The organism is Microvirga subterranea (assembly GCF_003350535.1).
Classification (GTDB): Bacteria; Pseudomonadota; Alphaproteobacteria; order Rhizobiales; family Beijerinckiaceae; genus Microvirga; species Microvirga subterranea.
Genome location: NZ_QQBB01000019.1, coordinates 22,895 through 45,258 on the forward strand (window position 1 = coordinate 22,895; position 22,364 = coordinate 45,258).

25 protein-coding genes are annotated in these 22,364 nt (G+C 67.0%); 4 read left to right on the plus strand and 21 right to left on the minus strand.

Annotation, left to right across the window (positions count from 1 at the left end; genetic code table 11):
* Positions 1–7 precede the first annotated feature (7 nt).
* The 9 genes from DES45_RS23685 to lptM all read right to left on the minus strand — a co-directional run bounded on the left by DES45_RS23685 (position 8) and on the right by lptM (position 8,421).
* Complete coding sequence (locus tag DES45_RS23685; RefSeq protein WP_114773269.1) at positions 8–952, minus strand: electron transfer flavoprotein subunit alpha/FixB family protein; 945 nt, start codon at positions 950–952, stop codon at positions 8–10.
* Between the two features lie 15 nt (positions 953–967).
* Positions 968–1,717: an electron transfer flavoprotein subunit beta/FixA family protein gene (locus tag DES45_RS23690; protein WP_114773271.1), complete on the minus strand. Its 750-nt coding sequence runs from the start codon at positions 1,715–1,717 to the stop codon at positions 968–970.
* A gap of 105 nt (positions 1,718–1,822) precedes the next feature.
* Positions 1,823–2,530, minus strand: coding sequence for a rhomboid family intramembrane serine protease (locus DES45_RS23695; RefSeq protein WP_114773273.1), 708 nt, complete (start codon positions 2,528–2,530; stop codon positions 1,823–1,825).
* 10 nt (positions 2,531–2,540) lie between these two features.
* Complete coding sequence (locus DES45_RS23700) at positions 2,541–3,116, minus strand: cob(I)yrinic acid a,c-diamide adenosyltransferase (RefSeq protein WP_114773285.1); 576 nt, start codon at positions 3,114–3,116, stop codon at positions 2,541–2,543.
* Positions 3,117–3,142: 26 nt separating this feature from the next.
* On the minus strand, positions 3,143–3,736 hold the full coding sequence (locus tag DES45_RS23705; RefSeq protein ID WP_114773287.1) for an acyloxyacyl hydrolase: 594 nt from the start codon (positions 3,734–3,736) through the stop codon (positions 3,143–3,145).
* A gap of 102 nt (positions 3,737–3,838) precedes the next feature.
* Entirely contained in the window at positions 3,839–4,030 is a 192-nt protein-coding gene (locus DES45_RS23710) for a twin transmembrane helix small protein (protein WP_114773327.1), read from the minus strand.
* A gap of 75 nt (positions 4,031–4,105) precedes the next feature.
* Complete coding sequence (locus DES45_RS23715) at positions 4,106–6,718, minus strand: TIGR02302 family protein (RefSeq protein ID WP_114773289.1); 2,613 nt, start codon at positions 6,716–6,718, stop codon at positions 4,106–4,108.
* A gap of 185 nt (positions 6,719–6,903) precedes the next feature.
* Positions 6,904–8,172 (minus strand): diaminopimelate decarboxylase, encoded by a 1,269-nt coding sequence (lysA, locus tag DES45_RS23720; RefSeq protein WP_114773291.1) that lies wholly within the window; start codon positions 8,170–8,172, stop codon positions 6,904–6,906.
* A 9-nt stretch (positions 8,173–8,181) separates the two neighbouring features.
* On the minus strand, positions 8,182–8,421 hold the full coding sequence (gene lptM / locus DES45_RS23725; protein WP_114773293.1) for an LPS translocon maturation chaperone LptM: 240 nt from the start codon (positions 8,419–8,421) through the stop codon (positions 8,182–8,184).
* A gap of 224 nt (positions 8,422–8,645) precedes the next feature.
* Between lptM and tlpA the strand changes: the two genes are divergently transcribed.
* A complete protein-coding gene (gene tlpA / locus DES45_RS23730) occupies positions 8,646–9,305 on the plus strand; it encodes a thiol:disulfide interchange protein TlpA (protein ID WP_170151620.1) in 660 nt (219 codons plus the stop codon).
* A 53-nt stretch (positions 9,306–9,358) separates the two neighbouring features.
* Here the strand turns inward: tlpA and DES45_RS23735 are convergent, their stop codons facing one another.
* The 8 genes from DES45_RS23735 to purC form a co-directional block, all read right to left on the minus strand.
* Complete coding sequence (locus tag DES45_RS23735) at positions 9,359–9,685, minus strand: hypothetical protein (RefSeq protein ID WP_114773297.1); 327 nt, start codon at positions 9,683–9,685, stop codon at positions 9,359–9,361.
* Positions 9,686–9,874: 189 nt separating this feature from the next.
* A complete protein-coding gene (gene grxD / locus DES45_RS23740) occupies positions 9,875–10,210 on the minus strand; it encodes a Grx4 family monothiol glutaredoxin (protein ID WP_114773299.1) in 336 nt (111 codons plus the stop codon).
* 44 nt (positions 10,211–10,254) lie between these two features.
* Positions 10,255–10,491 carry a BolA family protein gene (locus DES45_RS23745; RefSeq protein WP_114773301.1) on the minus strand — a complete coding sequence of 79 codons (237 nt, stop codon included), beginning with the start codon at positions 10,489–10,491 and terminating at the stop codon, positions 10,255–10,257.
* A 14-nt stretch (positions 10,492–10,505) separates the two neighbouring features.
* Positions 10,506–12,716, minus strand: a complete 2,211-nt coding sequence (gene purL / locus DES45_RS23750; protein WP_114773303.1) for a phosphoribosylformylglycinamidine synthase subunit PurL — start codon at positions 12,714–12,716, stop codon at positions 10,506–10,508.
* 22 nt (positions 12,717–12,738) lie between these two features.
* Positions 12,739–13,434 (minus strand): phosphoribosylformylglycinamidine synthase subunit PurQ, encoded by a 696-nt coding sequence (gene purQ, locus DES45_RS23755; protein WP_114773305.1) that lies wholly within the window; start codon positions 13,432–13,434, stop codon positions 12,739–12,741.
* Positions 13,435–13,441: 7 nt separating this feature from the next.
* Positions 13,442–13,681 carry a phosphoribosylformylglycinamidine synthase subunit PurS gene (gene purS, locus DES45_RS23760; RefSeq protein WP_114773307.1) on the minus strand — a complete coding sequence of 80 codons (240 nt, stop codon included), beginning with the start codon at positions 13,679–13,681 and terminating at the stop codon, positions 13,442–13,444.
* A 67-nt stretch (positions 13,682–13,748) separates the two neighbouring features.
* Entirely contained in the window at positions 13,749–14,285 is a 537-nt protein-coding gene (locus DES45_RS23765; RefSeq protein ID WP_114773309.1) for a hypothetical protein, read from the minus strand.
* 111 nt (positions 14,286–14,396) lie between these two features.
* Positions 14,397–15,185 (minus strand): phosphoribosylaminoimidazolesuccinocarboxamide synthase, encoded by a 789-nt coding sequence (gene purC, locus DES45_RS23770; protein WP_114773311.1) that lies wholly within the window; start codon positions 15,183–15,185, stop codon positions 14,397–14,399.
* Positions 15,186–15,420: 235 nt separating this feature from the next.
* Between purC and DES45_RS23775 the strand changes: the two genes are divergently transcribed.
* Positions 15,421–15,744 carry a DUF1476 domain-containing protein gene (locus tag DES45_RS23775; RefSeq protein WP_114773313.1) on the plus strand — a complete coding sequence of 108 codons (324 nt, stop codon included), beginning with the start codon at positions 15,421–15,423 and terminating at the stop codon, positions 15,742–15,744.
* 86 nt (positions 15,745–15,830) lie between these two features.
* Positions 15,831–16,601, plus strand: coding sequence for an HpcH/HpaI aldolase family protein (locus DES45_RS23780; RefSeq protein WP_114773329.1), 771 nt, complete (start codon positions 15,831–15,833; stop codon positions 16,599–16,601).
* A gap of 4 nt (positions 16,602–16,605) precedes the next feature.
* Here the strand turns inward: DES45_RS23780 and DES45_RS23785 are convergent, their stop codons facing one another.
* Complete coding sequence (locus tag DES45_RS23785) at positions 16,606–17,286, minus strand: alpha/beta hydrolase (protein WP_114773315.1); 681 nt, start codon at positions 17,284–17,286, stop codon at positions 16,606–16,608.
* A gap of 45 nt (positions 17,287–17,331) precedes the next feature.
* Positions 17,332–17,982 (minus strand): DNA-3-methyladenine glycosylase family protein, encoded by a 651-nt coding sequence (locus DES45_RS23790; protein ID WP_114773317.1) that lies wholly within the window; start codon positions 17,980–17,982, stop codon positions 17,332–17,334.
* 14 nt (positions 17,983–17,996) lie between these two features.
* On the opposite strand from DES45_RS23790, the gene gluQRS reads away from it, so the two are divergent.
* On the plus strand, positions 17,997–18,902 hold the full coding sequence (gene gluQRS, locus DES45_RS23795) for a tRNA glutamyl-Q(34) synthetase GluQRS (protein ID WP_114773319.1): 906 nt from the start codon (positions 17,997–17,999) through the stop codon (positions 18,900–18,902).
* Here gluQRS and DES45_RS23800 read toward each other — a convergent pair.
* A complete protein-coding gene (locus DES45_RS23800) occupies positions 18,881–19,798 on the minus strand; it encodes an AEC family transporter (protein ID WP_114773321.1) in 918 nt (305 codons plus the stop codon). The genes gluQRS and DES45_RS23800 overlap by 22 nt on opposite strands.
* 3 nt (positions 19,799–19,801) lie before the next feature.
* Positions 19,802–21,838: a M23 family metallopeptidase gene (locus tag DES45_RS23805; protein WP_114773323.1), complete on the minus strand. Its 2,037-nt coding sequence runs from the start codon at positions 21,836–21,838 to the stop codon at positions 19,802–19,804.
* Positions 21,839–22,364 lie beyond the last annotated feature (526 nt).

The window sequence follows — 22,364 nt, forward strand, 5'->3', positions numbered from 1 at the left end:
CCTGACCCTATCGACCCGCTTTGGTCAACTCCTCCTGGAGTTGGGGCAGGATCGTGAACAAGTCACCGACGAGGCCGTAATCGGCCACTTGGAAGATCGGGGCTTCTTCGTCCTTGTTGATCGCGACGATCACCTTCGAGTCCTTCATACCGGCCAGGTGCTGAATGGCGCCTGAAATGCCGACCGCGATGTAGAGGTCGGGCGCCACCACCTTGCCGGTCTGGCCGACCTGCCAGTCGTTAGGCGCATAACCGGCATCCACGGCGGCGCGCGAGGCGCCCATGGCGGCTCCGAGCTTGTCGGCGATCGGCTCGATGTACTGCTTGAAGGCATCGGCCGAGCCGAGCGAACGGCCGCCCGAGATGATGATCCGCGCCGAGGTCAGCTCCGGCCGGTCGGATTGGGCGATCTCTTCGCCCTTGAACTGCGACACGCCTGGATCCTCGGCCGCGCCGACGGTCTCGATCGGAGCGGAGCCGCCCTCACCGGCCGCCGGGAAGGCGGCGGTGCGCACGGTGATCACCTTCTTGGCATCCGTCGCCTGCACGGTCTGAATCGCGTTGCCGGCATAGATCGGCCGCTCGAAGGTGTCGGGCGAGACGACCTTGGTGATGTCGGAGACCTGCATCACGTCGAGTAGGGCCGCGACGCGGGGCATCACGTTCTTGCCCGTGGTGGTGGCGGCCGCCACGAGGGCATCGTAGGAGCCGGCCAGGGATACGATGAGCGCGGCGGTCGGCTCGGCGAGCTGGTGCTCGTAAGGAGCGGCATCGGCGAGCAGGACCTTCTCGACGCCTCCGAGCTTGGCGGCGGCTTCCGCGGCGGCGCGGGCATTGGAGCCGGCGACCAGCACATGCACGGGAGCGCCCAGAGCCGTGGCGGCCGAGAGGGCTTTATGGGTGGCGTCCTTGAGGTGAGCGTTGTCGTGCTCGGCAATCAGCAGTGTGGTCATTGTTCTTGTTCTCCCTTAGAGCACGCCCGCTTCGACCTTCAGCTTCTCGACCAGCTCGGACACCGAGCCGACCTTCACGCCCGCCTTGCGGCCGCCGGGCTCGGCGGTCTTGAGCACCTTGAGGCGCGGGCTCACGTCGACGCCGAGCGTCTCCGGCGAGGTCTCGTCGAGGGGCTTCTTCTTGGCCTTCATGATGTTGGGCAGGCTGGCATAGCGCGGCTCGTTGAGACGCAGGTCCGTGGTGACGATGGCAGGCAGCTTCAGGCCCACCGTCTGCAGGCCGCCGTCGACCTCGCGGGTGACGTCGATGGAAGCCTCGCCCACGTTGACCTTGAACGCGAAGGTGCCCTGCGGCCAGCCCAGGAGGGCCGCCAGCATCTGGCCGGTCTGGTTGGAATCGTCGTCGATGGCCTGCTTGCCCATGATGACGAGGTCGGGCTTCTCCTGCTCGATTACGGCCTTCAGCAGCTTGGCGACGCCCAGCGGCTCGACGGTTGCGTCGGTCTTCACCAGGATGCCGCGGTCGGCCCCCATGGCGAGCGCGGTGCGGATGGTCTCGCCGGCCTGCTGCGGGCCGATCGAGACGGCCACGATCTCAGTGGCCTTGCCCTGCTCCTTGAGGCGCACGGCTTCCTCGACGGCGATCTCGTCGAACGGGTTCATGGACATCTTGACGTTGGCGAGCTCGACGCCCGACCCGTCGCCCTTCACCCGGATCTTCACGTTGTAGTCAACGACCCGCTTCACGCACACCAGAAGCTTCATGCGTCTGTCCTCATCGAAAGGTCAGCTCCGGGGCCGGTCCTCGACCTGCTCTCCGGATAGATAGGGAAAAAGATGGAACGGACCGTAGCGGTCGGCTCCCGATTGTCAACGCGGTGCCTGAAGTTCCTGCGCCTCCACCCGCGCCAGGACGGGGTCGTAGCGGTGCCGCATGAAAGGAGTCAGCGCCGCGCCGACCACGAAGCCGCCGAGATGGGCGAACCAGCCGACGCTGTCGTCGCCGCCCAGAAAGGCGGCGAGGAATTGCAGCACGAACCAGAACCCGATCGCCCAGTAGGCCGGAAGCCGTAAGGGGATGCCCTTGAGAAAGAGGCCCCAGATGCGCACGCGCGGGTACAGGATGAGATAGGCCGCGACGACGCCCGAAACCCCACCCGAGGCGCCGATCAGCGGACGGTGCGAGTCCGGCTCGATGAAGGCATGGGTCAGGCTCGCGGCGGTTCCGCAGACCAGGAAGAACACCAGGAAGCGGAGGTGGCCCATGGCGTCCTCCACGTTGTCACCGAACACCCACAGGAACAGCATGTTGCCGATCAGGTGGAGCAGGGATCCGTGCAGGAAGATGTTGGTGGTGAGCGTCAGGGATTCCGGCACGAACGGAAAGCCGGGCGGGAGCACCTCGATGCCGAACAGGACGGCGGGGATCATCCCGAACCCCGCCACCGTCGCGTCGGGTCCGATCGGTCCGTAGAACGTGAGGAGATAGGCGACGGTGCAGGCGACCAGGAGGGACCGCGTCACGACGGGCGTCTTCAAGTGCCGCAAAGGAACGCCGTCATGAAGCGGCAGGAACATGGTCCGATCCTCAGCGATTCTGGCCCGGCACCCAGAGCACGTCGAGCGCACCCTTGTCGTTGATGTAGCGTGACGCCACGAAAAGAAAATCGGACAGGCGATTGAGATACTTCACCGCCTCTGGCGAGACCTTCTCGTCGGGCCGTCCGGCAAGCTCCACCACCCGGCGCTCCGCGCGACGGCAGACGGTGCGGGCCAGGTGCAGGGCCGCGGCGGCGGGTGTTCCGCCCGGCAGAACGAAGGAGCGCAGCGGCGCCAGATGCCCGTTCAGCTGGTCAATTTCCTGTTCGAGGCGATCGACCTGGCCTTGCGTGATGCGTAGGGGTTCGTAGGGGAGGGGCTTGTCCGTCTCCACCGTCGCCAGGTCGGAGCCGAGATCGAAGAGGTCGTTCTGGATGCGCGCGAGCATCGAGTCGATCTCGTGCCCGGCGGTGTGGAGCCGGACCATCCCGAGGCAGGCGTTCGTCTCGTCGACGGTGCCGAAGGCCTCGATTCGAAGATCATGCTTCGCACGGCGTCCGCCGGCGGCCAGCGCCGTCGTGCCCTGGTCGCCCGTGCGGGTGTAGATGCGGTTGAGGACGACCATTCAAGGCCTCGAGAGTTGGTGTTCCGTTAGAAGGAATACCCAACCCGCGCGCCGATATTCGTCAAGCCCCGATTCTCCGAGCAGGAGCCTGCATTCGACAGATGCTCGACGGTCGCCATCAGGCTCCAGTTGGCCGAAAGCCGAACGCCCACCGATCCGGACTCGCGGAAGAGCGGCGAACATCCGAGCTGCTGGTGCTGGTCCAAGGGATTCGGCGAACGGCCCTTGCCGTTGTGCACGGCGCCGCCGAGGCTTCCTTCCACGAAGAGGCTCGGCGTCAGGTCGACGGTCCAGGACAGGCCCGCATAGGCGAAGCTCGTCATGCCGTCCACGTTCAGGCTGCCGCCCACGTGCGGACGCGGAATGAAGTAGCTCGTGAACAGATCGGACGCCGTGAACGGCTTGGCGAACAAGATCTCGCCGGTGAGGTTCGCGGATCCGTCCCGTCCCTCGGTGCCCCACGGATCCTGCGCCGAGAGGCCGAATCGGAACTCCGACAGGAAGCTCGATGGAGCAGAAGGCGCGTTCCCCGCCAGTCCCTTGTCGTCGGCTCCCAAGACGCCTGTCGCTCCCACGGATGCGAGCATGAGGCTGAGGCCCAGGACTGTGCCGACGCGCATAAGAGATCCATCAAAGAAAAAGGAAACGGCCGCCGAATGGGCCGAATATGACTAATGACCTGTATAGAGAACAATGGCGGAAAAGTGTCAATATGGAGCAAGCTAGGCGGCTCTCCACCAGATCACGCCCATGATCACCACAATGGCGATGAACTGAAGCAGAACACGCAGTCGCATCAGTTGCTGCGACCGGTTGGCGCTGCCGCCGCGGAGCATGTTGAAGAGCCCGAGAAGCAGCACGAAGGCCACGGCGAGGACGGCCACGGGCACGAGAAGTTCGACAAAATTGTTCATGACGATTCCATCGGAGAAACGGGCCGGACCGTGGCCCGAACCCGTCATCGGCGCAAGTAGGCTTGTTGGCGCGCGTCAGTTCCGGCGGAGCAGCCTGTCGAAGTAGTCGAGCTCCTCCTGGGGCCGCGTCGGATCCCCCAGCTTGCGGCGCAGTTCCTCGAGGATGCGCTGGGCCCGTTGGGCCGCCGATTCGCCGGCTTCCGGTACGTGAACGCGACCGTCGGAGAAATCCCGGTTCCGGGTCGGGCGCCCGAGCGGGTCGTTGTCCCGCTGCGAAGCCTGTCCCCGTCCCTGAGGATCGCCCTGGCCCGGCTGGTCGCCGGCCTGTTGGTTGCCGTCGCCCTGCTGCATCTGCTGCATCTGCTGCGCCATGCCCTGCATGCCGCGGCGCAGGTTCTCGAGCGCACGGCCCTGGGCGTCGACGGCCGGGCCGTCCTGACCCTGGCCGAGGGAGTTCTCGGCCTCGCGCATATCCTGCTCGGCCTCGCCCAGTCCCTGCTCGCCCTGCATGCCCATGCCCTGCATGCGCCGCTGCAGCTCCTCCAGGCGTTCCCGGAGAGCCTGCTGACGCTGCCGGAGGCCGAGCGGATCCTGCTGATCGCCGCCCTGGCCGTCCTCGGCCTGCTCCTGGCCTTCGCCGTTCTGCCCCTGTTGGCCTTGCTGCCCTTGCTGTCCCTGCTGGCCGCGCTGGCGCTGACCCTGCTGCCGCTGCCCTTGACGCTGCCGGTTGCGGTCACCCTGCTGCATGCGCTCGTTCTGGCCCTGCCGGAAGGTTTCGTCGCGCAGGTTCTGCTGTTCCCTGGCCATGTTCTCCAGATCGCGCATGGCCTGGTTCATTTCCCGTCCGAGGGGGTCGCTCATGCGGCTGTTCGGCTGCGCGGTCTGCAGGTTTTCCAGGATGTTGCGCAGCTGGTCGAGCAGGCGCTGGGCCTCGGCCATGTCCCCGCGCCGCATGGCGTCCTCCATCTGCTGGAGCATGCGGTTGAGGTCGTCCTGCGAGATCACGCGGTCGGGCGCTTGCTGGTTCTGCGCCTGGTCCTGGTTCTGCTGGTTCTGCTGCATGCGCTGGGCGAACTCGCGCAGGAACTTGTCCATGGCCTGCCGCAGCTCGTCCGTCAGGCGCTTGATCTCCTCGTTGGTCGCGCCGCGTTCCATCGCCTCCTTCAGGCGGTCCTGGGCGGCGCGCAGCTCGCGCTCCGCATCGGACAGCCCACCGTCCTCGATCTGGAGCGCCATGGCCCAGAGCCACTCGGCCACGTCGAGCAGGTTCTGGTCGGTCTTGGCCCGGCGCAGGTCGTCCGCCGCGGTCCGCAGCCCGAGGAACACGCCCCATTGCGGCGTGAACTCCTCCGGCGCGATGAGGAGCGCGTCGAGGGCGGTCTGCACCCGCTTCCGGTCGTCGGGAGCCAGGACGAGGCTGCGCCGCTGCTCCACCAGGGCCTTCGCGAGCGGATTGGTGAAGGGGCGCTGCGGCAGGGTGAAGCTGACCGCTTCGCTCACGCCCTCCTGGCCGGCCTCGTCCTTGGCGCGAAGCTTGATGGTCACCTTGGCGCCGGCCCAGGGATGATTGGTGAGATCGACGGGCGAGCGGGTCTCCGGGGCGTTCTCGTCGTTGCCGGGAGACGCGAGGTTGATCTGCGGCGCCGCCACGAGGGACCGGCCCTTGCCGCTCTCGGCCTTCTCGACGAGACCCTCCGTGGACGCGATGCCGTAATCGTCCTTGCCCTTGTAGCTCAGGGTGAAGGTGCCGCGGGCATTCACCTCCGGAGGATTGGCGAACGCGATGGTCGGCGGGTTGTCCGGGATCGCCTCGATGGTGAGCCGAGTGGTCTGGGCGAAGCCCGTGCGGATCGCCAGCTCGGCGCTGCCGTCGAGGGTGAAGCGCTCCTCGCGCAGGTCCGTGCGCTGGTTGCCCTTGGGCGGCAGGGGGGTGAGCCCGCTCCCCGGCGTGACCTCGGCGTTGCCCTCGCCGGCGATGCGGACGACGACCGTCGAATGGATCGGCGCCCGCAGGTTCTGGCCACGCGCGAGGTCGATCATCAGAGGCGGCATCCGGGTGTAAAGCGGCGGATCGATCCAGCCGTCGATGCGGAAGGCAGGCCCCGAGGCCTCCACGTGCCTCCAGTCGAAGGCCGCGGCCAGGCGCGAGCCGATTTCCGGGCCGGCCACGAAGGCGCTCGCCACCAGGGCCAGGATGCCGGCCGCCCGCAGGGCGTAGCGGTCATGGCGCGGCATGTCTGGGCGCGGGGGCGCCACGCGCATCCGCGCGACCGTCTCCTCGGCCCGCTTGCGGTGAAGCGCCCACAGGGCGCGCGTGCCGACGTCGCTGCTCCCGAGCGCCAATTGGTCGTCGAGCACGCGGGCCGGTCCATGATCGAGGCCCGTATCCCGGTCGAGCCGGTCGAGGGCGCTGGTGCGGCTCGGCCAGCGCAGGCGCAGGAGCGGCCAGAGGGAAACCAGGAACGCCAGCAGGAACGCGCTCAGGCCCAGGCTGCGCCAGAGCGGCGACAGGTCGAGCCAGAGGCCGAACCAGGAGAGGGTCAGGAACAGCCCGATGATGGCCAGCGGCAGCCAGATCCGCGGCCAGGCCCGCTCCCACCAGAGAGACCAGCGCGCGCGCCCGACGAGACGCGAGAACCGCCTGTCCAGGGGGCTCTGCGCCGGATTCGGGTTCGGGCCTTCGCTCATGCCAAAGTCTCCCGCCAAGCGGTCCTCGCCTCAAGCCCCCGTTCAGAAGCTAGCACGCAAGCCCCCGATGACCAGCGGTCAAATGGGCACAGAAGTGCCGCCGACAGGGCTTAATGCGCAAGGACCCGATCACGTCCTCGTCATGTGACGGGTGGAGCGTGGAGATTTGAAGGCGCGGGCGGGCGTCACGCCAGCCAGTTGGGGGTCCGGTCGAGCCCGATCAGGTCCTCATAGCTCGGACGCGGACGCACGACGGCATGGTCGGGTCCATGGACCAGCACTTCGGGAACGAGGCGGCGGGTGTTGTAGGTGTTGGCCTGCACGGCTCCATAGGCGCCCGCCGTCATGATGGCCAGAAGATCGCCCGGCTTCACGGCCGGAAGGTCACGGGACAGGGCCAGATAGTCGCCCGTCTCGCAGACCGGGCCGACCACGTCGGCGATCATGCGTCCGCCGTTCGGGTCGGGCTCGGCGACGGGGCGGATATCGTGATGGGCTTCGTAGAGGGTCGGGCGGATCAGGTCGTTCATCGCCGCATCCACGATCACGAAGGTCTTGCCTGCCCCTTCCTTCACGTAGATCACCTGCGTGACCAGGATGCCGGCATTGCCAGCGATCATGCGCCCCATCTCGAAGACGAGCTTGAGGCCGAGGTCGACCGTATGCTTCTTGATGATCCGCGCATACGCCTGCGGATCCGGCGGGGGCTCGTTGTCCTCCCGGTAGGGCACCCCGAGGCCGCCGCCGAGGTCGATGTGGTGCAGCCGGTGGCCGGCGCCCATCAGGTCGCGGGCAAGCTCCGCCAGCAGGGCGGTGGCGTTGTCGAAGGGCTCCAGGTCGGTGATCTGGCTGCCGATATGCATGTCGACGCCGGTGATCGCGAGTCCCTTGAGCTTCGCCGCCCGGTCGTAGACCTCGCGGGCCCGGGAGATCGGGATGCCGAACTTGTTCTCGGACTTGCCGGTCGAGATCTTCTTGTGGGTCTTGGCGTCCACATCCGGATTGACGCGGATCGAGATCGGCGCCCGCATCCCCTTCGACACCGCAACCTCGGACAGGGCCTCGAGCTCCGGCTCGGATTCCACGTTGAAGCAGAGAATGCCGCTGTCGAGCGCGAAAGCCATCTCGGCCTTCGTCTTGCCGACGCCCGAGAACACGATCCGGTCGCCCGGAATCCCGGCGGCGAGCGCCCGCCGCAGCTCGCCCTCTGAGACGATGTCCATGCCGGCCCCGAGGCGGCCGAGCGTCTTCAGGACGGCTTGGTTGGAATTCGCCTTCATGGCGTAGCACACGAGGGCGTCCGTATCCGCAAAGGCCTCGGCGAAGACCCGGTAGTGCCGCTCCAGCGTGGCCGTGGAATAGCAATAGAACGGCGTTCCGACCTCGGAGGCGAGGCGGCGCAGATCGACGTCCTCCGCGTAGAGGACGCCGTCGCGATAAGCGAAATGGTGCATCGGGCGGCCTTAGAGCAGCGGGTCGAGGATAAAGGGCTTGTCGGGAATCGTGTAGCCGCGATTGGGCTTCGAGCGGGGCGTGCCGACCGGGGAGGGGAGTGTCGCCTGGCCTTCCACCTGGGGCGTCGCGGCCTGCGCCGACGGGTCCGGCGGCGGCTCGAGCGCACCGCGGCGGCCGCAGGCCGACAGGCTGAGAAGGGCGAGGCCCGCGATCAACGCAACGCGGGGAAGGGGTAGGCTGGACGACATCACATGCTCCGAAACGTGGCCGCACCATAACGGGAACCTTCCTTCGAGGCGAGAGGGAAGGTGAAGGGCCGAGGCGCCCTGTCCTCAACGCGGTTAAGCGGAGGGTCCAGATCCGCCGTCGAGATCGATCCGCGATTCTGCACCACGGGATCGTGAAAGGGACTTGAGTCCGTTCGGCCATTCCAGACTTGAGGATGCTGCCGAAAAGCGGCACACCGGCGGGCATGTCGCAAGCATCCCGATCCCTCGCGTCCCGCACCCTACCGCTGCTGATCGGCGTCGTCGCCCTGGGCGGCATCGGTGCGGCGGCTGCCTGGTATGGCCTGTCGCAGCATGGCGCCACCGCCACGGCATCGAATGAATGCGCGATCGCCAAGCCCATGGCCGACAGGCTGAAGCCTCTGGCGAAGGGGGAACTCGCCGCAGTCGGCGTCAGCAACGCGCCCAAGCCGCCCCCGGAGATCAGCTTCGCCGGGCCGGACGGGCAGCCCAGAACCCTGTCGGCCTTCAAGGGCAGGACGATCCTGGTGAATCTCTGGGCCACCTGGTGCGTCCCGTGCCGCCAGGAGATGCCGGCCCTCGACAAGCTCCAGGCGGAGTTCGGGGGCTCGGACTTCGAGGTCGTGGCCGTCAACGTGGACACGCGCAATCCCGACAAGCCGAAAGCCTGGCTCCAGGAGAACGGCATCCGCAACCTGGCCTATTACGCCGACCCCGGCGGCAAGCTGCTCCAGACCCTTCAGAAGTCCGGCCATGTGGTGGGGCTGCCCACCACCTTCGTGGTCGACGCATCGGGCTGCGAGGTGGCGCTCCTGAAGGGCCCGGCCGAGTGGGCTTCGCCGGACGCCTTCACCTTCGTGCGCACCGCTCTCGGGAAGCCTTGAGCATCGGACCCAAAAGTGGATTTGCACTTTTGGGCCAATCCGATGCTTTCTCTCTAGGCCGGGAAGGCGCCCTGGCCATCGGGAATTCCGGCCTCGCCGGAGAAAGCCGGCTTCAGGAGCCGCCACGGCCGGTCCATGGCCTCGCGGGCCTCGCCCCGCTGCAGGCGGCGCGGCGTTCCGTCGGCCAGGATCTCCTCGATCACCAGGAACCCGAGCGCCTGGAGCATCGTGGCCGCCGTCTTGGTGGCGACGTCGTCCGCCCGGATGGCGAGCGAGCCCGCGGCATAGATCCGCTCCAGCAGGCTCTTGGGATGGTGCTGCGCCGCCTTCGCCTGGCGCGGCCTGAACGCGACGACGTTCGCGGCCTCTTTCTCGAACATGACAAACCCCACTCTTCCGGCCGCTTGGTTCTTGTTGTTGCGGCGGCTCCGCATGCGGAGAAATATTATTATGCCAAAACCTTAGCCATTTATGGAATGCGACAAAAATTCGAGGGAGGACCCGGTTCCCGGGCAACAAAAAAGGCGGGGTCCATGCCCCGCCTTCGGATCGTCAGGAGCTCGGCGCCCTCAGGCGTTCTGCTGAACCTGAATGCCCTTGTCGGCGAAGAGCTGCTGCAGCTCGCCGGCCTGGAACATCTCGCGGGTGATGTCGCAGCCGCCGATGAACTCGCCCTTCACGTAGAGCTGGGGAATGGTCGGCCAGTTGGAATAATCCTTGATGCCCTGGCGGACGCCTTCGTCCTCGAGCACGTTGACGCCCTTATAGGGAACGCCGAGATAGTTCAGGATCTGGACGACCTGGCTCGAGAACCCGCACATGGGGAACTGGGGCGTGCCCTTCATGAAGAGCACGACGTCGTTGGACTTCACTTCGTTGTCGATCACCTGACGGGCGTCAGTCATAGTCTTCTCCTGTTCCGCGGCGTTCAAGGCGCCGCGTCTTCGTCTCAATTGTCGGGGGCTTGCGTCGTCAATGCAAGGGCATGGAGCACGCCGCCCATGCGGCCTTGCAGCGCTGCATAGACCATCTGGTGCTGCTGGACCCGCGACTTGCCCTTGAAGGCCGCCGACGTCACCGTGGCGGCATAATGGTCGCCGTCGCCGGCCAGGTCCCGGATCTCGACCGTCGCATCCGGGATGGCGGCCTTGATCATGCTCTCGATTTCGCGGGCATCCATGGGCATGCTGGTTCAGCTCCTCAGGCCTTGCCGGCCATGTAGTCCGGCAGCCAGGCTTCATGGGCCGCCTTCAGTTCCTTGACCGATATGGCCTGCTCCCCAGGCAGAATCAATGAAGACCCGCCGGTCACGCCGAGCACGACGGCCGGAACGCCGATGGCGCCGGCCTCGTAGAGGATGTCGGCCGCCACATCGGCATCGACGGCGATCACGTACCGGCCCTGGTCCTCGCCGAACAGGAAGGCATGGAGCGGCAGGTTCTCCGGATAGGCCGTGATCATGGCGCCGATATTGCCCGCCATGGCCATCTCGGCGAGGGCAAGCGCAAGACCGCCGTCCGAGCAGTCGTGGACGGTGTCCACCTGGCCGGAGCGGATGAGCTGGCGTACGAAGTCGCCGTTGCGCTTCTCGTGAACGAGGTCGACCGGCGGAGGCGCACCCTCCTCGCGGCCGCAGATGTCGCGCAGGTAGATCGACTGGCCGAGCCACCCTTGAGTGGCGCCGATGAGGATGATGGCATCCTCGTTGCGCTTGAAGGCGACCGAGGCGTTGACCGTTACATCGTCGAGGAGCCCGACGCCGCCGATGGCGGGGGTCGGCAGGATGCCCTGGCCGTTGGTCTCGTTGTAGAGCGAGACGTTGCCCGACACGACCGGGAAGTCGAGGGCGCCGCAGGCCTCGCCGATTCCCTTGATGCAGCCGACGAACTGCCCCATCGATTCGGGGCGCTCGGGGCTGGCGAAGTTCAGGTTGTCGGTGATGGCGAGCGGCAGGCCGCCGACCGCCGTGATGTTGCGCCAGGCCTCCGCGACCGCCTGCTTGCCGCCCTCGAACGGATCCGCCTCGCAGTAGCGCGGGGTCACGTCGGTGGTGAGCGCGAGGCCCTTTGGTCCGTCCTCGACCCGCACGATGGCGGCGTCGCCGCCGGGCGTCTGAACGGTGTTTCCGAGGATCAGGTAGTCGTACTGCTCCCAGACCCAGCGCTTGGAGCACTGGTCCGGCGAGCCGACGAGCTTGAGCAGCGCCTCGGCCTCCGTCATCGGGGCCTTCACGCTGCCCGGCGCGATCACGGGCTGCCTGGGGCTTTCCACCCACGGACGATCATAGACCGGAGCCTCGTCGCCGAGCTCCTTGATCGGCAGGTCCGCCTTCACCTCGCCCTCGTGCTTGATGACGAAGCGCAGGGTGTCGGTGGTCTTGCCGATGACCGCGAAGTCCAGGCCCCATTTGTGGAAGATGGCTTCTGCCTGTTGCTCCATGCCGGGCTTGAGCACCATGAGCATGCGCTCCTGGCTTTCGGACAGCATCATCTCGTACGCCGTCATGCCCTCCTCGCGGCAGGGCACCTTGTCGAGGTCGAGCTCGATGCCGAGATTGCCCTTCGCGCCCATCTCGACGGCCGAGCTGGTGAGGCCGGCCGCGCCCATGTCCTGGATGGCGATGACGGCGCCCGACTTCATGAGCTCCAGGCAGGCCTCCAGCAGGAGTTTTTCGGCGAAGGGGTCGCCGACCTGCACGGTAGGGCGCTTCTCCTCGGACGCATCGTCGAACTCGGCGGACGCCATGGTGGCGCCGTGGATGCCGTCGCGGCCGGTCTTGGACCCGAGATAGACGATCGGGTTCCCGACGCCGGTCGCCTTGGCATAGAAGATCTCGTCGGTGCGGGCGAGGCCCACCGCCATGGCATTGACGAGGATGTTGCCGTTGTAGCGCGGGTGGAAGCCCACGCTGCCGCCCACCGTCGGCACCCCGAAGGAATTGCCGTAGCCGCCGATGCCGGCCACCACGCCCGAGACGAGATGCGGGGTCTTCGGATGATCCGGCTCGCCGAAGCGCAGGAAGTTGAGGGACGCGATCGGGCGCGCCCCCATGGTGAACACGTCGCGCAGGATGCCGCCGACGCCCGTCGCCGCGCCCTGGTAGGGCTCGATGAAGGACGGGTGGTTGTGGCTTTCCATCTTGAAGATGCAGGCCAGCCCGTCGCCGATGTCGATGACGCCGGCATTCTCGCCCGGCCCCTGGATCACCCACGGCGCCTTGGTGGGCAGTCCGCGCAGGTGAATGCGGGAGGATTTGTAGGAGCAGTGCTCGTTCCACATGGCCGACACGATGCCGAGCTCGGTCAGGGTCGGCGTGCGGCCGATCAGCTGCACGAAGCGGTCGTATTCGTCAGGCTTCAGCCCGTGCTCCTTCACCAGCTCCGGGGTGATGGCGACGTCGTTGCGGATCATCGGGGTCTCGCGGTTTGATGGGTTACGCCGCTTTGGCGAAGGAGACGAGGCTCTCGAACAGGCCGCGCCCGTCGGTGCCGCCGACCAGGTCTTCGACCAGGTTTTCCGGATGGGGCATCATGCCGAGCACGTTAAGCTTTTCGGAATAGATGCCCGCGATGGAGTTCATCGAGCCGTTGCGGTTGGCGTCGGCCGTCACGTGGCCGTGGGCATCGCTGTAGCGGAAGGCCACGAGGCCTTCGCCCTCGAGACGCTTCAGGGTCTCCTCGTCGGCCGTGTAGTTGCCCTCGCCGTGGGCGACGCAGACGTCGATCGCCTGGCCCTGGGCATAGGCCTTCGTGAACGGGGTGTCGTTGCGCTCGACCTTCAGGAACTGCCGGTGGCAGATGAACCTGAGGTTGGCGTTGCGCATCAGGATGCCCGGCAGGAGGCCGGATTCGCACAGGATCTGGAAGCCGTTGCAGATGCCGAGCACGAGGCCGCCGCGGGCCGCATGGGCCCGGACCGCATCCATGACGGTGGCGCGGCCCGCGATGGCGCCGCAGCGCAGATAGTCGCCGTAGGAGAAGCCCCCCGGCAGCACCACGAGGTCCGTGCCCTTCGGCAGCTCTGTCTCGGCGTGCCAGACCTTCTGGATGTCGGAGCCGGCCATCCGGAGCGCCCGCACCACATCGCCTTCGCGATTGGAGCCGGGGAAGACGATGACAGCGGATTTCATGCCTGCCTCACGCGATCTCGATGCGGTAGTTCTCGATGACGGTGTTCGCGAGAAGCTTCTCGCAGGCGGCCTTCAGTGAGGCCTCGGCCTGGCTCTTGTCGGCCGTGTCGAGCTCGATGTCGAACACCTTGCCCTGGCGGACGCCGCCGATGCCCTCGACGCCGAGGGACTTCAGGGCGCCTTCAATGGCCTTGCCTTGGGGATCGAGCACGCCGTTCTTCAGGGTCACGGTGACGCGGGCTTTCATGGGATCCTCGGCTGTATGGAAAGATGGCCAACGCCATAAAGCCAATGGCCGCAAGAGACAACGCCCCTCAGGAGCCCAATTCGCGCTCCGCGACGTCCCGCACGGTCGCCCGGACGTTCTCAGGGTCCTCGCCGATGACGAGAACGACCGTCAGGCCGTCGCCCTCGGGCCTGCCGAGAGCGGCGCCGTAAGCCGGGCGCTTGCCGCCGTCGGCCGGCGCGAGGGTGATGGCGAAGCCGTCGTAGGGCCCGCCCTTCAGGCGCTCGACCGACACCTGCGCCCGCACCGGCTTGTCCCGGCCGGCGGGCGAGCGCAGGGCGCGGGCCAGGCGCTCCGGGTCCTTCAGCAGGGCGCGCGTGATCTCGGCATCCTTCCCGGTGAGACGGATGACCCCTGCCGCGAGGCCGGGACGGCATTCGGGCGGGGCGCAGAACGACAGGGCCAGCGGCTCGGCCCGATCCTCCGCGAGCCACTTGCGAAGGGGCAGGGCGCCCCAAGGCTCGCCGGGCGGGAGGCCTGCGACCGGGCGGGGGACATAGCCGCAACTGGCCAGACTGAACGCGACGGCAAGGGCAGCGGAACGAAGGAGCAGGCGGAGCGGCATGGCTTTCTTCTCTAGCGCCAAACCAGGCAGAAGGTCGATGGGAGGCGAGCGCCAACGAAAAAGCCCGGCCAGGAGGCCGGGCTCGAACGTTCGCCGGAAAGGCAGCCCGCCTTACTGCACGAGGCGCGGGCCGTTCGGGTTCTCGTTCTCTGACATGATGCCGAGACGGCGGGCCACCTCGGAATAGGCCTCGACCAGCCCGCCCATGTCGCGGCGGAAGCGGTCCTTGTCGAGCTTGTCCTTGGACTTGATGTCCCAGAGGCGGCACGAGTCGGGAGAGATCTCGTCGGCGACGACGATGCGCATCATCTCGCCTTCCCAGAGGCGGCCGGTTTCCATCTTGAAGTCGACGAGGCGGATGCCGACGCCGAGGAAGAGGCCGGACAGGAAGTCGTTGACCCGGATGGCCAACGCCATGATGTCATCGATCTCCTGCGGGGTCGCCCAGCCGAAGGCCGTGATGTGCTCCTCCGACACCATCGGGTCGTTGAGCGCATCGTTCTTGTAATAGAATTCGATGATCGAACGGGGAAGCTGCGTGCCTTCCTCCAGTCCGAGGCGCGTGGCGAGCGAGCCCGCCGCCACGTTCCGGACCACCACCTCGAGAGGGATGATCTCCACCTCCCGAATCAGCTGCTCGCGCATGTTGAGGCGGCGGATGAAGTGGGTCGGCACACCGATGTCGTTCAGATGCTGGAAGATGTGTTCCGAGATCCGGTTGTTGAGCACGCCCTTGCCATCGATCACTTCATGCTTTTTGGCGTTGAAGGCGGTGGCATCATCCTTGAAGTGCTGGATCAGCGTACCGGGCTCAGGGCCTTCGTAAAGGACCTTCGCCTTGCCCTCGTAGATGCGACGGCGACGATTCATAGGTGTGTACCGAGGTTTGAGAAAATCCATTGCCGTGGCTCCTTAAGGGTGAAACTGCCAGACCCGCGGCTGGCGAGAGCACGGCTTTCGCCGCCGCCCCGCTTGCGGCGCAACCTATCCGATCCCTGGCATAAGCACAACGCGGGCCGTGCGCTGCATCAAGATGGCGGTTCGACCGGACCCTGCTTTAAAGGTGGGGACTACTGGCGGCAACGCGAGTGCGCCTTTATATCGCAGAAAGTTCCATCGCAAGGAGAGAATGCCGATGACCAGCTTCGACGACCGCAGAGACGCCTTCGAGAAGAAGTTCGCTCATGACGAAGACCTGCGCTTCAAGGCCACGGCTCGCCGCAACAAGCTTCTCGGCCTCTGGGCTGCCGAGCGGCTCGGCAAGAGCGGCGCGGACGCGGAGGCCTATGCCAAGACCGTCGTCCTGGCGGATTTCGAGGAGGCCGGCGATGCGGACGTGATCCGCAAGGTGCGCCAGGACCTCGACGCGGCCGGCAAGTCCGTCGACGACGCCGAGCTGGCGCGCGTCATGTCGGACCTGATGGGCCAGGCCGTCGAGCAGATCCAGGCCGGCCGGTAACCCGGGTTGCCAAACGTAAAATAATAGTGTGATCGGCGCCACCAGGGCGCCCAAGAGCCGCCGCAAGGCGATAAGGTAGGGGCATGATGCTCACGAATCCTTCCTTTCCCGACCGCCTGAAAGGCGGCTCTCCCGTCCTGGCCGCCTGGTGCGGGTTGCCGGATCCGGCAATCCCCGGCCTCCTCGCCCGTGAGGCCTTCGACGCCGTGGTGATCGATCTTCAGCACGGCGCCATCGATTTCGCTCCGGCCATGAGGGCGGTTCCCCTCATCGCGGCGGCCGGCAAGCCGGCTATGGTCCGCATCCCGGTCGGCGATTTCGCGTCGGCATCCCGTTTCCTCGATGCAGGGGTCTCCGGGGTGATCGCCCCCATGATCAACACCCTCGAGGACGCCCGGCGCTTCGCCGGCGCCATGAAGTTCCCGCCGGTGGGCGAGCGGAGCTGGGGCCCTCACGGGGCGCTCGCCCTCTCGGGTCTCCAGCCGGCCGATTACTTTGCTTCCGCCAACGGTCTCTCGGTGGCCTTCGCCATGGTCGAGACGCGCGAGGCGCTGGCGATCATCGACGACATCCTGGCGGTGCCCGGCATCGACGGTGTCTTCATCGGACCGTCGGACCTCTCGATCGCCCTGTCCAAGGGCCGCAGCATGAACCCGACGAGCCCGGAGGTCGAGGGCGCCCTCGACCATGCCCTCGCCAGGGTCCGGGCCGCCGGCAAGCTCGCAGGGGTCTATGCCGGCACCGGCGAGCGTGCGGCCGAGCTCGTGCGCAAGGGATTCGATCTGATCTCCATCTCCAGCGACACGGCCCTGCTCAGGGCCGGCGCCCAGGTGGCCCTCAAGGCCGCCCGGGCCTGAGGGCTCAAGCAGGGGAGGGGAGGCCGAACGCCTGGGCGAGGAAGAGCCCGCCCTGGCGCAGCCCCTCCTCGTCGATCCCGTGGGCCAGCCCGCGGGAGAGATGCCACTGGCAAGGGATGCCAGCCGCAGCCAGCACCTCCTTCGAGAAGAAAAGCATTTCAGTGGGCACCACATCGTCCCGATCCCCATGGACGAGCAGGACCGGCGGCTTCGACCGGATCGCGGCCGCAAGGCTCTCCGGCCCTTTTCCGGCCTCCAGGACCACGAGCCCCGAATATCCGACGATCGCCGAAGGCGCCGTCTCGCGCCGCAGGCCTACATGCAGGGCCATCATGGTTCCCTGGCTGAAGCCCACGAGGGCGAGTTTCGAGGCCGGCAGGCCGTGCCGCGCCAGTTCGTGGTCGAGAAAGACGTCGAGGGCGGGAGCCGCCTGATTCACGCCGCGCCAGGTCTCACCCGGATCCCGGAAGGTCAGGGGAAACCACTGTCGTCCGACAGGGGCGTCCTCGTAGGGATCGGGGGCATGGGGCGCCACGAAGGCCGCATCGGGCAACCAGGATTGCCATTCACGCCCGATGTCGATCAGGTCGCGTCCGTCCGCGCCGAGGCCGTGCAGGAAAACCACAAGCTGCCGGGCATGACCCGACCGGGGGGCCAGGCGCGGAGCATCGTCGAAGGTCGTCATGGCAGGAGAGCCTCAAGGATTCGAGGGCACGACGGGGGCTTCGCCTCAGGAGACGGGGCTGCCCTCCCGGGATTTGGCGATCCGATAATAGGCCCAGAGCACCTTGGCGGCCACACCGCGCCAGGGGCGCCAGCTTTCCGCCATGGCGGTCAGTTCCTTCGCGCTCGGGCGGCGCTCCAGGCCGTAGGCGAGGCGGGCAGCCTCCTGGACCGCGAGATCCCCGCCCGGGAACGCATCGGGATGACCGAGGCAGAACAGCAGATAGATGTCGGCCGTCCAGGGGCCGATCCCCTTGACGGCCGTCAGCAGGCCATGGGCTTCGTCGGCGGGGAGGTCGTGCAGCCGGCCGAGCGGCAGGGCTCCTTCCACGACGGCAGCCGCAGCGGCCCGAAGGGTCCTGACCTTGCCGGCGGAAAGCCCTGCGGCACGAAGCGCATCGTCCGAGAGGGCGAGGAACTGGTCAGGCGAATCGGGCTCGTAGAGCTCCTTCACCCGCCCCCAGATCGCCGCCGCGCTGGAGGTCGACAGTTGCTGGCCGACGACGATCCAGGCCAAGCCCCCGAACCCGGGCGGCCGTTTGCGGAGCGTGGGGGCGGCGCCCGCGGCCACGAGATCCCGCATCACCGGATCGGCCTCGGTCAGCTCCGCGAGCCCCCTCTTGAGAACGGCCTCCGATTCGAGGAGGGTGGCGGTCATTCTAGTCCTCTCCCATGCAGGCCTCCGTGACGAAGCCGGTCTTTCGATTCGCTCCCAGCCCGAACGGGCGGCTTCATCTCGGCCATGCCTATTCGGCCCTTCTCAACGACGATTTCGCGCGGCGGTTCGGCGGGCGCTTCCTCCTGCGCATCGAGGATATCGACCTGACCCGCTGCCGTCCCGCGTTCGAGGCGGCCATCTACGCGGATCTCGCCTGGCTCGGCCTCGCGTGGGAAGAGCCCGTGCGCCGGCAATCGGAGCATTTCGCCGATTATCGCGCCGCCTTCTCCCGGTTGCAGGGGAGGGGGGTGGTCTATCCCTGCTTCTGCTCCCGCAAGGACATCGCCGAGGCCGTCGCCTGCCGGGAGGCGGGGGGAGAGCCCTGGCCGCGGGACCCAGACGGGGCGCCGCTCTATCCGGGCACCTGCAGGAGGCTGCCGCCGGACGAGGCCGCCCTGCGGATTGCCGCGGGAGACATCCATGCCTGGCGGCTCGATATGGGCCAGGCGCTCCTTCTCTCTCCAGGACCGCATAGCTATGTCCGCTTCGACCGATCCATGCGCGAGGAGCCTTGCCGGGCGCAGCCCGGCCGCTGGGGCGACGCCGTCATCGTCCGCAAGGACACGCCGACGAGCTATCATCTCTCCGTCGTGGTGGACGACGCCCTCCAGGGCGTGACCCATGTGGTCAGAGGCAAGGACCTGGAGGCGGCGACCGACCTGCATGTCCTGCTCCAGGACCTCCTTGGGCTGCCCACGCCTCTCTATCATCATCATGACCTGATCCGCGATCCGGAAGGCGACAAGCTCGCGAAGAGCCGACGGTCGGAGGCGCTCGTCGTTCTCAGGGATCGCGGCGTCTCGGCCGCGGAGCTGAGGGTGCGGCTGGGCTTTCCGGCTCAGCCGATGCCGAGCACGTAGAGCCAGATCAGCGTTGTGCCGAGCGCCAGGATGGTCGACAGGGTGACGGTGCTCGACGCCAGGGCCACGCCCTCGCCGTAGCGCTCCGCGAACAGGTAGGCGTTGATGCCCGAGGGGCAGGAGGCGAACAGCACCGCAACCCCGGCCCAGACCGGCGGCATGTCGAACACATACGTGGCCAGGAGCAGCACGATCAGCGGGTGCAGCACCAGCTTGAAGGCCGAGATCAGCGTCGGCAGCTTCCAGCCCATCTGCAGCCCGTAGCGGCGCAGGGCGATGCCCATGGAGATCAGAGCGCAGGGGACGGCGGCGCTCGCCAGGAGCTCCACGATCTGCCAGCCCGGCCCCGGAACATACGGGGCGACCGGCCGGAAGGCGGAGCCGGCCAGGATGCCGACCACGATCGGATGGGTCGCAAGCCGCCGCAGGATCGTGAGGGGCGAAGCCTGTCGCCCTTCGGCCATGATGGTCGCCAGCGTCATGGTGACGGGCAGGTGAACGGCGATCAGGAGGAAGAGCGGCACGGCGCCTTCGTCTCCATAGGCCTTGAGGATCATCGGCACGCCGACGAAGACGGTGTTCGCCTGGCCGGCCGAGAAGCCCGCGACGACGGCCGACACTCCCTTGAGCCCGAACAGCCGCCGGCCGAGCAACATGGCGAGCGCCCACACGACCGCGACCCCGGCGAAATAGGAGATCCAGTAGCCCCAGGGCTGCACCTCGGGGATCTTGGCCCGGACCAGGGTATTGAAGATCAGGCACGGGACGGACAGGCTGAAGACGAATTCCGAGAGCCCGTCTCCCATCCGCTCCGACACGAAGCCCGTGCGCCGTCCGAGATAGCCGATCCCGATCAGGCCGAAGACCGGCAGGACGATCGCGAGCAGATCGAGCATCGGCTAACGCAGTTCGGCACGCTGGGAGAGGCTGGCCGATGCCCCGGTCGCATGGGTCATGAGCTCGTCCACCTGCTCGCGCTGGCGCTTGAACTCGGCGAGGCCGCGCCCCTCGAGCTCGCGGCCGCGGGGGAGGCGGATCTTGAGCGGATCCACGAAGCTGCCGTTGATGATCACCTCGTAGTGGAGGTGCGGACCGGTCGACAGACCCGTATTGCCTACATAGCCGATCACCTGGCCCTGCTGGACCTTGGTGCCGGCCACGATGCCTTTGCCGAAGGAGGACATGTGGGAATAGGCCGTCACATAGCCGTTGGTGTGCTGGATCTCGACGCGGCGGCCATAGCCCCCGGAATCCCATTGGGCCTTGAGGACGGTGCCGTTGCCTGCGGCCAGGATCGGGGTGCCGATCCGGTTGGCCCAGTCGACGCCCGTGTGCGGGCGGGTGTAGCCGAGGATCGGGTGATTGCGCGATCCGAAGCCGGAGCGGAGGATGCCGTCGGTGATCGGCTTGCGGAGCAGGAACTTCTTCAGGGAGCGGCCGGCTTCATCGAAAAAGTCCACCGTTCCGTCGTCGCCCTGGTAGCGATAGACCCGCCGTGACTCGCCGCCGACCGACAGGGCCGCGTAAAGGACCTCCGGCGGCCCGTCCTCGTCGTCGGATCCGAAGAAGATCTCGAAGCTGTCGCCGGGGGACACCCGGCGCTGGAAGTCGAGATCGTATCCGAAGATCCGCACCAGTTCCTCGACCGTCTGGCGCGGCAGGTCGTTCTTCATGGCGGTCTCGTAGAGGCTCTCGTAGAGCCGCACGCCGCGTCCGTCGTCCTCCGCTTCCTCTTCCTGCGCCACGGCCGTCCTGGAATCGGCCCGATCCTCGGGCGGCGCGACGGACACGAAGAGGCCGCGGTCGTTCGTGGCCGCGATGGCCTCGATGCCCTTCTCGCCGAAGACGAGCACGCGGACGATCTGCCGGGGATCGCCGAGCAGCGGCCCGGGCGCGATGAGGACGCGCAGGCGCTGACCCTCCCCGAGCGCTGCGACCTTGATGCGGGCCGAGAGCGCGTTGGTGATCGCCTGGATCTGGTCCGGCGTGGCCCCGTAGGAGCGCAGGGCCGTCTCGAGGGTTTCGCCCTTCTTGAGGATGATCTCCCGTTCTTCCACGAGGGGCCCTGCGGCCCTCTGGTCGACCTTGGGAAGACTGGTCACGTTCTCGGGCACCACCCGCACCTCGATGGTGCTGAAGGGCGCATCGACGATCCGTGCATAGCCGAGGGCGTCCCCAAGCCCGTCCGGCTGCTTCAGGGTCCGCGAGAGCATCTGCTGCGCCGGAATGGGGACGGCGCTCTGCCGCCCCGCCTCCGCGGAGAGGCGGCGGTCCTCCTCCAGCATGGCGAGCACATCGTCGTCGCTCAGCGCCGGGGCGCTGGCCTCGATCGCGATCGGCGTCAGGTCCTGCCGGACGACCGAGACGTCCGCGTCGGCCACTTCCGGCTGAGGCTCGGGCGGGCGCTCCTGAGGCGCGTCGGCGAACAGGCGCATGGGATTGAAGGGCGGAATGTCTGTCGCGTAGGTCCCGGTCGAGAGGGACAGGTTCGTGGCGATCCGCACGAACTGGCGCACCTTGATGGCTTCCCGATCGCCGTTGCGGATCGTCATCGGGGCCTTGAAGCTCTGGCGGGCCAGCACCGTGTTCTCGGTAAGGTTCAGCCGATCCGCCTTGCGCGACGCGCTCGAGGCGTGCTCGCGGTCGTCGCCACTCCGGACGGGCCCCAAGGCCGCCCGCTCCGGGGGATTGGCCGACGTGGTGGCGCCTTCGAGCGCTATATAGATTGAGGCCCCGATCAGTACCGCGCCGGTCACGCCCGTCAGGACGCTCGCGCCGAGCCAACGGACATTGACCCCGCGCCTGTCGATTTCAGATGCGTCGCCGCCGGAGGGGTTGAGCGGCGGCTCATGCCCCAGATCGATTCCGGACGACGCGCGCGAGATCTCCCTGCGGGAGCCCGTCGTGCGATCATCGTCGGAAGGGATATGGCTCATCGACACCAAGCGGGTAGGTTATGAAGATTATCGTTATGAAGACGAACTCGAACTGCGCTCTAGCACGTTTGAGCGCGCCCGCACAGGCTGACGCAGCGTTCCCTCCGGCAGGGAGCCGCCGCAAGCCTCGCGGTTGCTTTCACCCTCAGTGTGTCCGCAGTGAGGCAACGATATCTGAAGCGAATTCCGGCGTGCACCGGGCCGTGGAAAACGCGGCTGTCAAAAAAAGTTCACATCCGTGTTGACACCGCGAAACGGGTGAGCTTATAAAGCGCCCATCGACGGCGGCACTGACTGGTTCGCCTCGGTGCCTCTCTGAGAACCGTGAAGGTTGGCCCGGTATCGGCCGGGACGACTTTCTGTTTTTTCGGAGATCCTGTTTCCGGACAGGGTGTCGGCAGCTTCTTCGGAAAATGATCTGAAGAAAGTAGTTGACACTGGGGATTGATGAACTTATATCGGGTTCATCGGCGGCGCGGTTCTGATGGGCTTTGCGCTGAGATCTCCTACGGACAAGCTGACTTCC

Excerpts from the sequence above, each read along its gene's own strand:
- DES45_RS23780 (WP_114773329.1), top strand. The coding sequence starts at position 15,831 with ATGCTCACGAATCCTTCCTTTCCCGACCGCCTGAAAGGCGGCTCTCCC.
- purL (WP_114773303.1), bottom strand. The coding sequence starts at position 12,716 with ATGATCCGCAACGACGTCGCCATCACCCCGGAGCTGGTGAAGGAGCAC.
- DES45_RS23715 (WP_114773289.1), bottom strand. The coding sequence starts at position 6,718 with ATGAGCGAAGGCCCGAACCCGAATCCGGCGCAGAGCCCCCTGGACAGG.
- DES45_RS23735 (WP_114773297.1), bottom strand. The coding sequence starts at position 9,685 with ATGTTCGAGAAAGAGGCCGCGAACGTCGTCGCGTTCAGGCCGCGCCAG.
- gluQRS (WP_114773319.1), top strand. The coding sequence starts at position 17,997 with ATGCAGGCCTCCGTGACGAAGCCGGTCTTTCGATTCGCTCCCAGCCCG.
- DES45_RS23785 (WP_114773315.1), bottom strand. The coding sequence starts at position 17,286 with ATGACGACCTTCGACGATGCTCCGCGCCTGGCCCCCCGGTCGGGTCAT.
- DES45_RS23765 (WP_114773309.1), bottom strand. The coding sequence starts at position 14,285 with ATGCCGCTCCGCCTGCTCCTTCGTTCCGCTGCCCTTGCCGTCGCGTTC.
- DES45_RS23710 (WP_114773327.1), bottom strand. The coding sequence starts at position 4,030 with ATGAACAATTTTGTCGAACTTCTCGTGCCCGTGGCCGTCCTCGCCGTG.
- tlpA (WP_170151620.1), top strand. The coding sequence starts at position 8,646 with ATGTCGCAAGCATCCCGATCCCTCGCGTCCCGCACCCTACCGCTGCTG.
- DES45_RS23790 (WP_114773317.1), bottom strand. The coding sequence starts at position 17,982 with ATGACCGCCACCCTCCTCGAATCGGAGGCCGTTCTCAAGAGGGGGCTC.
- purQ (WP_114773305.1), bottom strand. The coding sequence starts at position 13,434 with ATGAAATCCGCTGTCATCGTCTTCCCCGGCTCCAATCGCGAAGGCGAT.
- grxD (WP_114773299.1), bottom strand. The coding sequence starts at position 10,210 with ATGACTGACGCCCGTCAGGTGATCGACAACGAAGTGAAGTCCAACGAC.
- DES45_RS23805 (WP_114773323.1), bottom strand. The coding sequence starts at position 21,838 with ATGAGCCATATCCCTTCCGACGATGATCGCACGACGGGCTCCCGCAGG.
- purS (WP_114773307.1), bottom strand. The coding sequence starts at position 13,681 with ATGAAAGCCCGCGTCACCGTGACCCTGAAGAACGGCGTGCTCGATCCC.
- DES45_RS23745 (WP_114773301.1), bottom strand. The coding sequence starts at position 10,491 with ATGCCCATGGATGCCCGCGAAATCGAGAGCATGATCAAGGCCGCCATC.
- DES45_RS23800 (WP_114773321.1), bottom strand. The coding sequence starts at position 19,798 with ATGCTCGATCTGCTCGCGATCGTCCTGCCGGTCTTCGGCCTGATCGGG.
- DES45_RS23775 (WP_114773313.1), top strand. The coding sequence starts at position 15,421 with ATGACCAGCTTCGACGACCGCAGAGACGCCTTCGAGAAGAAGTTCGCT.
- DES45_RS23690 (WP_114773271.1), bottom strand. The coding sequence starts at position 1,717 with ATGAAGCTTCTGGTGTGCGTGAAGCGGGTCGTTGACTACAACGTGAAG.
- DES45_RS23685 (WP_114773269.1), bottom strand. The coding sequence starts at position 952 with ATGACCACACTGCTGATTGCCGAGCACGACAACGCTCACCTCAAGGAC.
- lysA (WP_114773291.1), bottom strand. The coding sequence starts at position 8,172 with ATGCACCATTTCGCTTATCGCGACGGCGTCCTCTACGCGGAGGACGTC.
- DES45_RS23705 (WP_114773287.1), bottom strand. The coding sequence starts at position 3,736 with ATGCGCGTCGGCACAGTCCTGGGCCTCAGCCTCATGCTCGCATCCGTG.
- purC (WP_114773311.1), bottom strand. The coding sequence starts at position 15,185 with ATGGATTTTCTCAAACCTCGGTACACACCTATGAATCGTCGCCGTCGC.
- lptM (WP_114773293.1), bottom strand. The coding sequence starts at position 8,421 with ATGTCGTCCAGCCTACCCCTTCCCCGCGTTGCGTTGATCGCGGGCCTC.
- DES45_RS23695 (WP_114773273.1), bottom strand. The coding sequence starts at position 2,530 with ATGTTCCTGCCGCTTCATGACGGCGTTCCTTTGCGGCACTTGAAGACG.
- DES45_RS23700 (WP_114773285.1), bottom strand. The coding sequence starts at position 3,116 with ATGGTCGTCCTCAACCGCATCTACACCCGCACGGGCGACCAGGGCACG.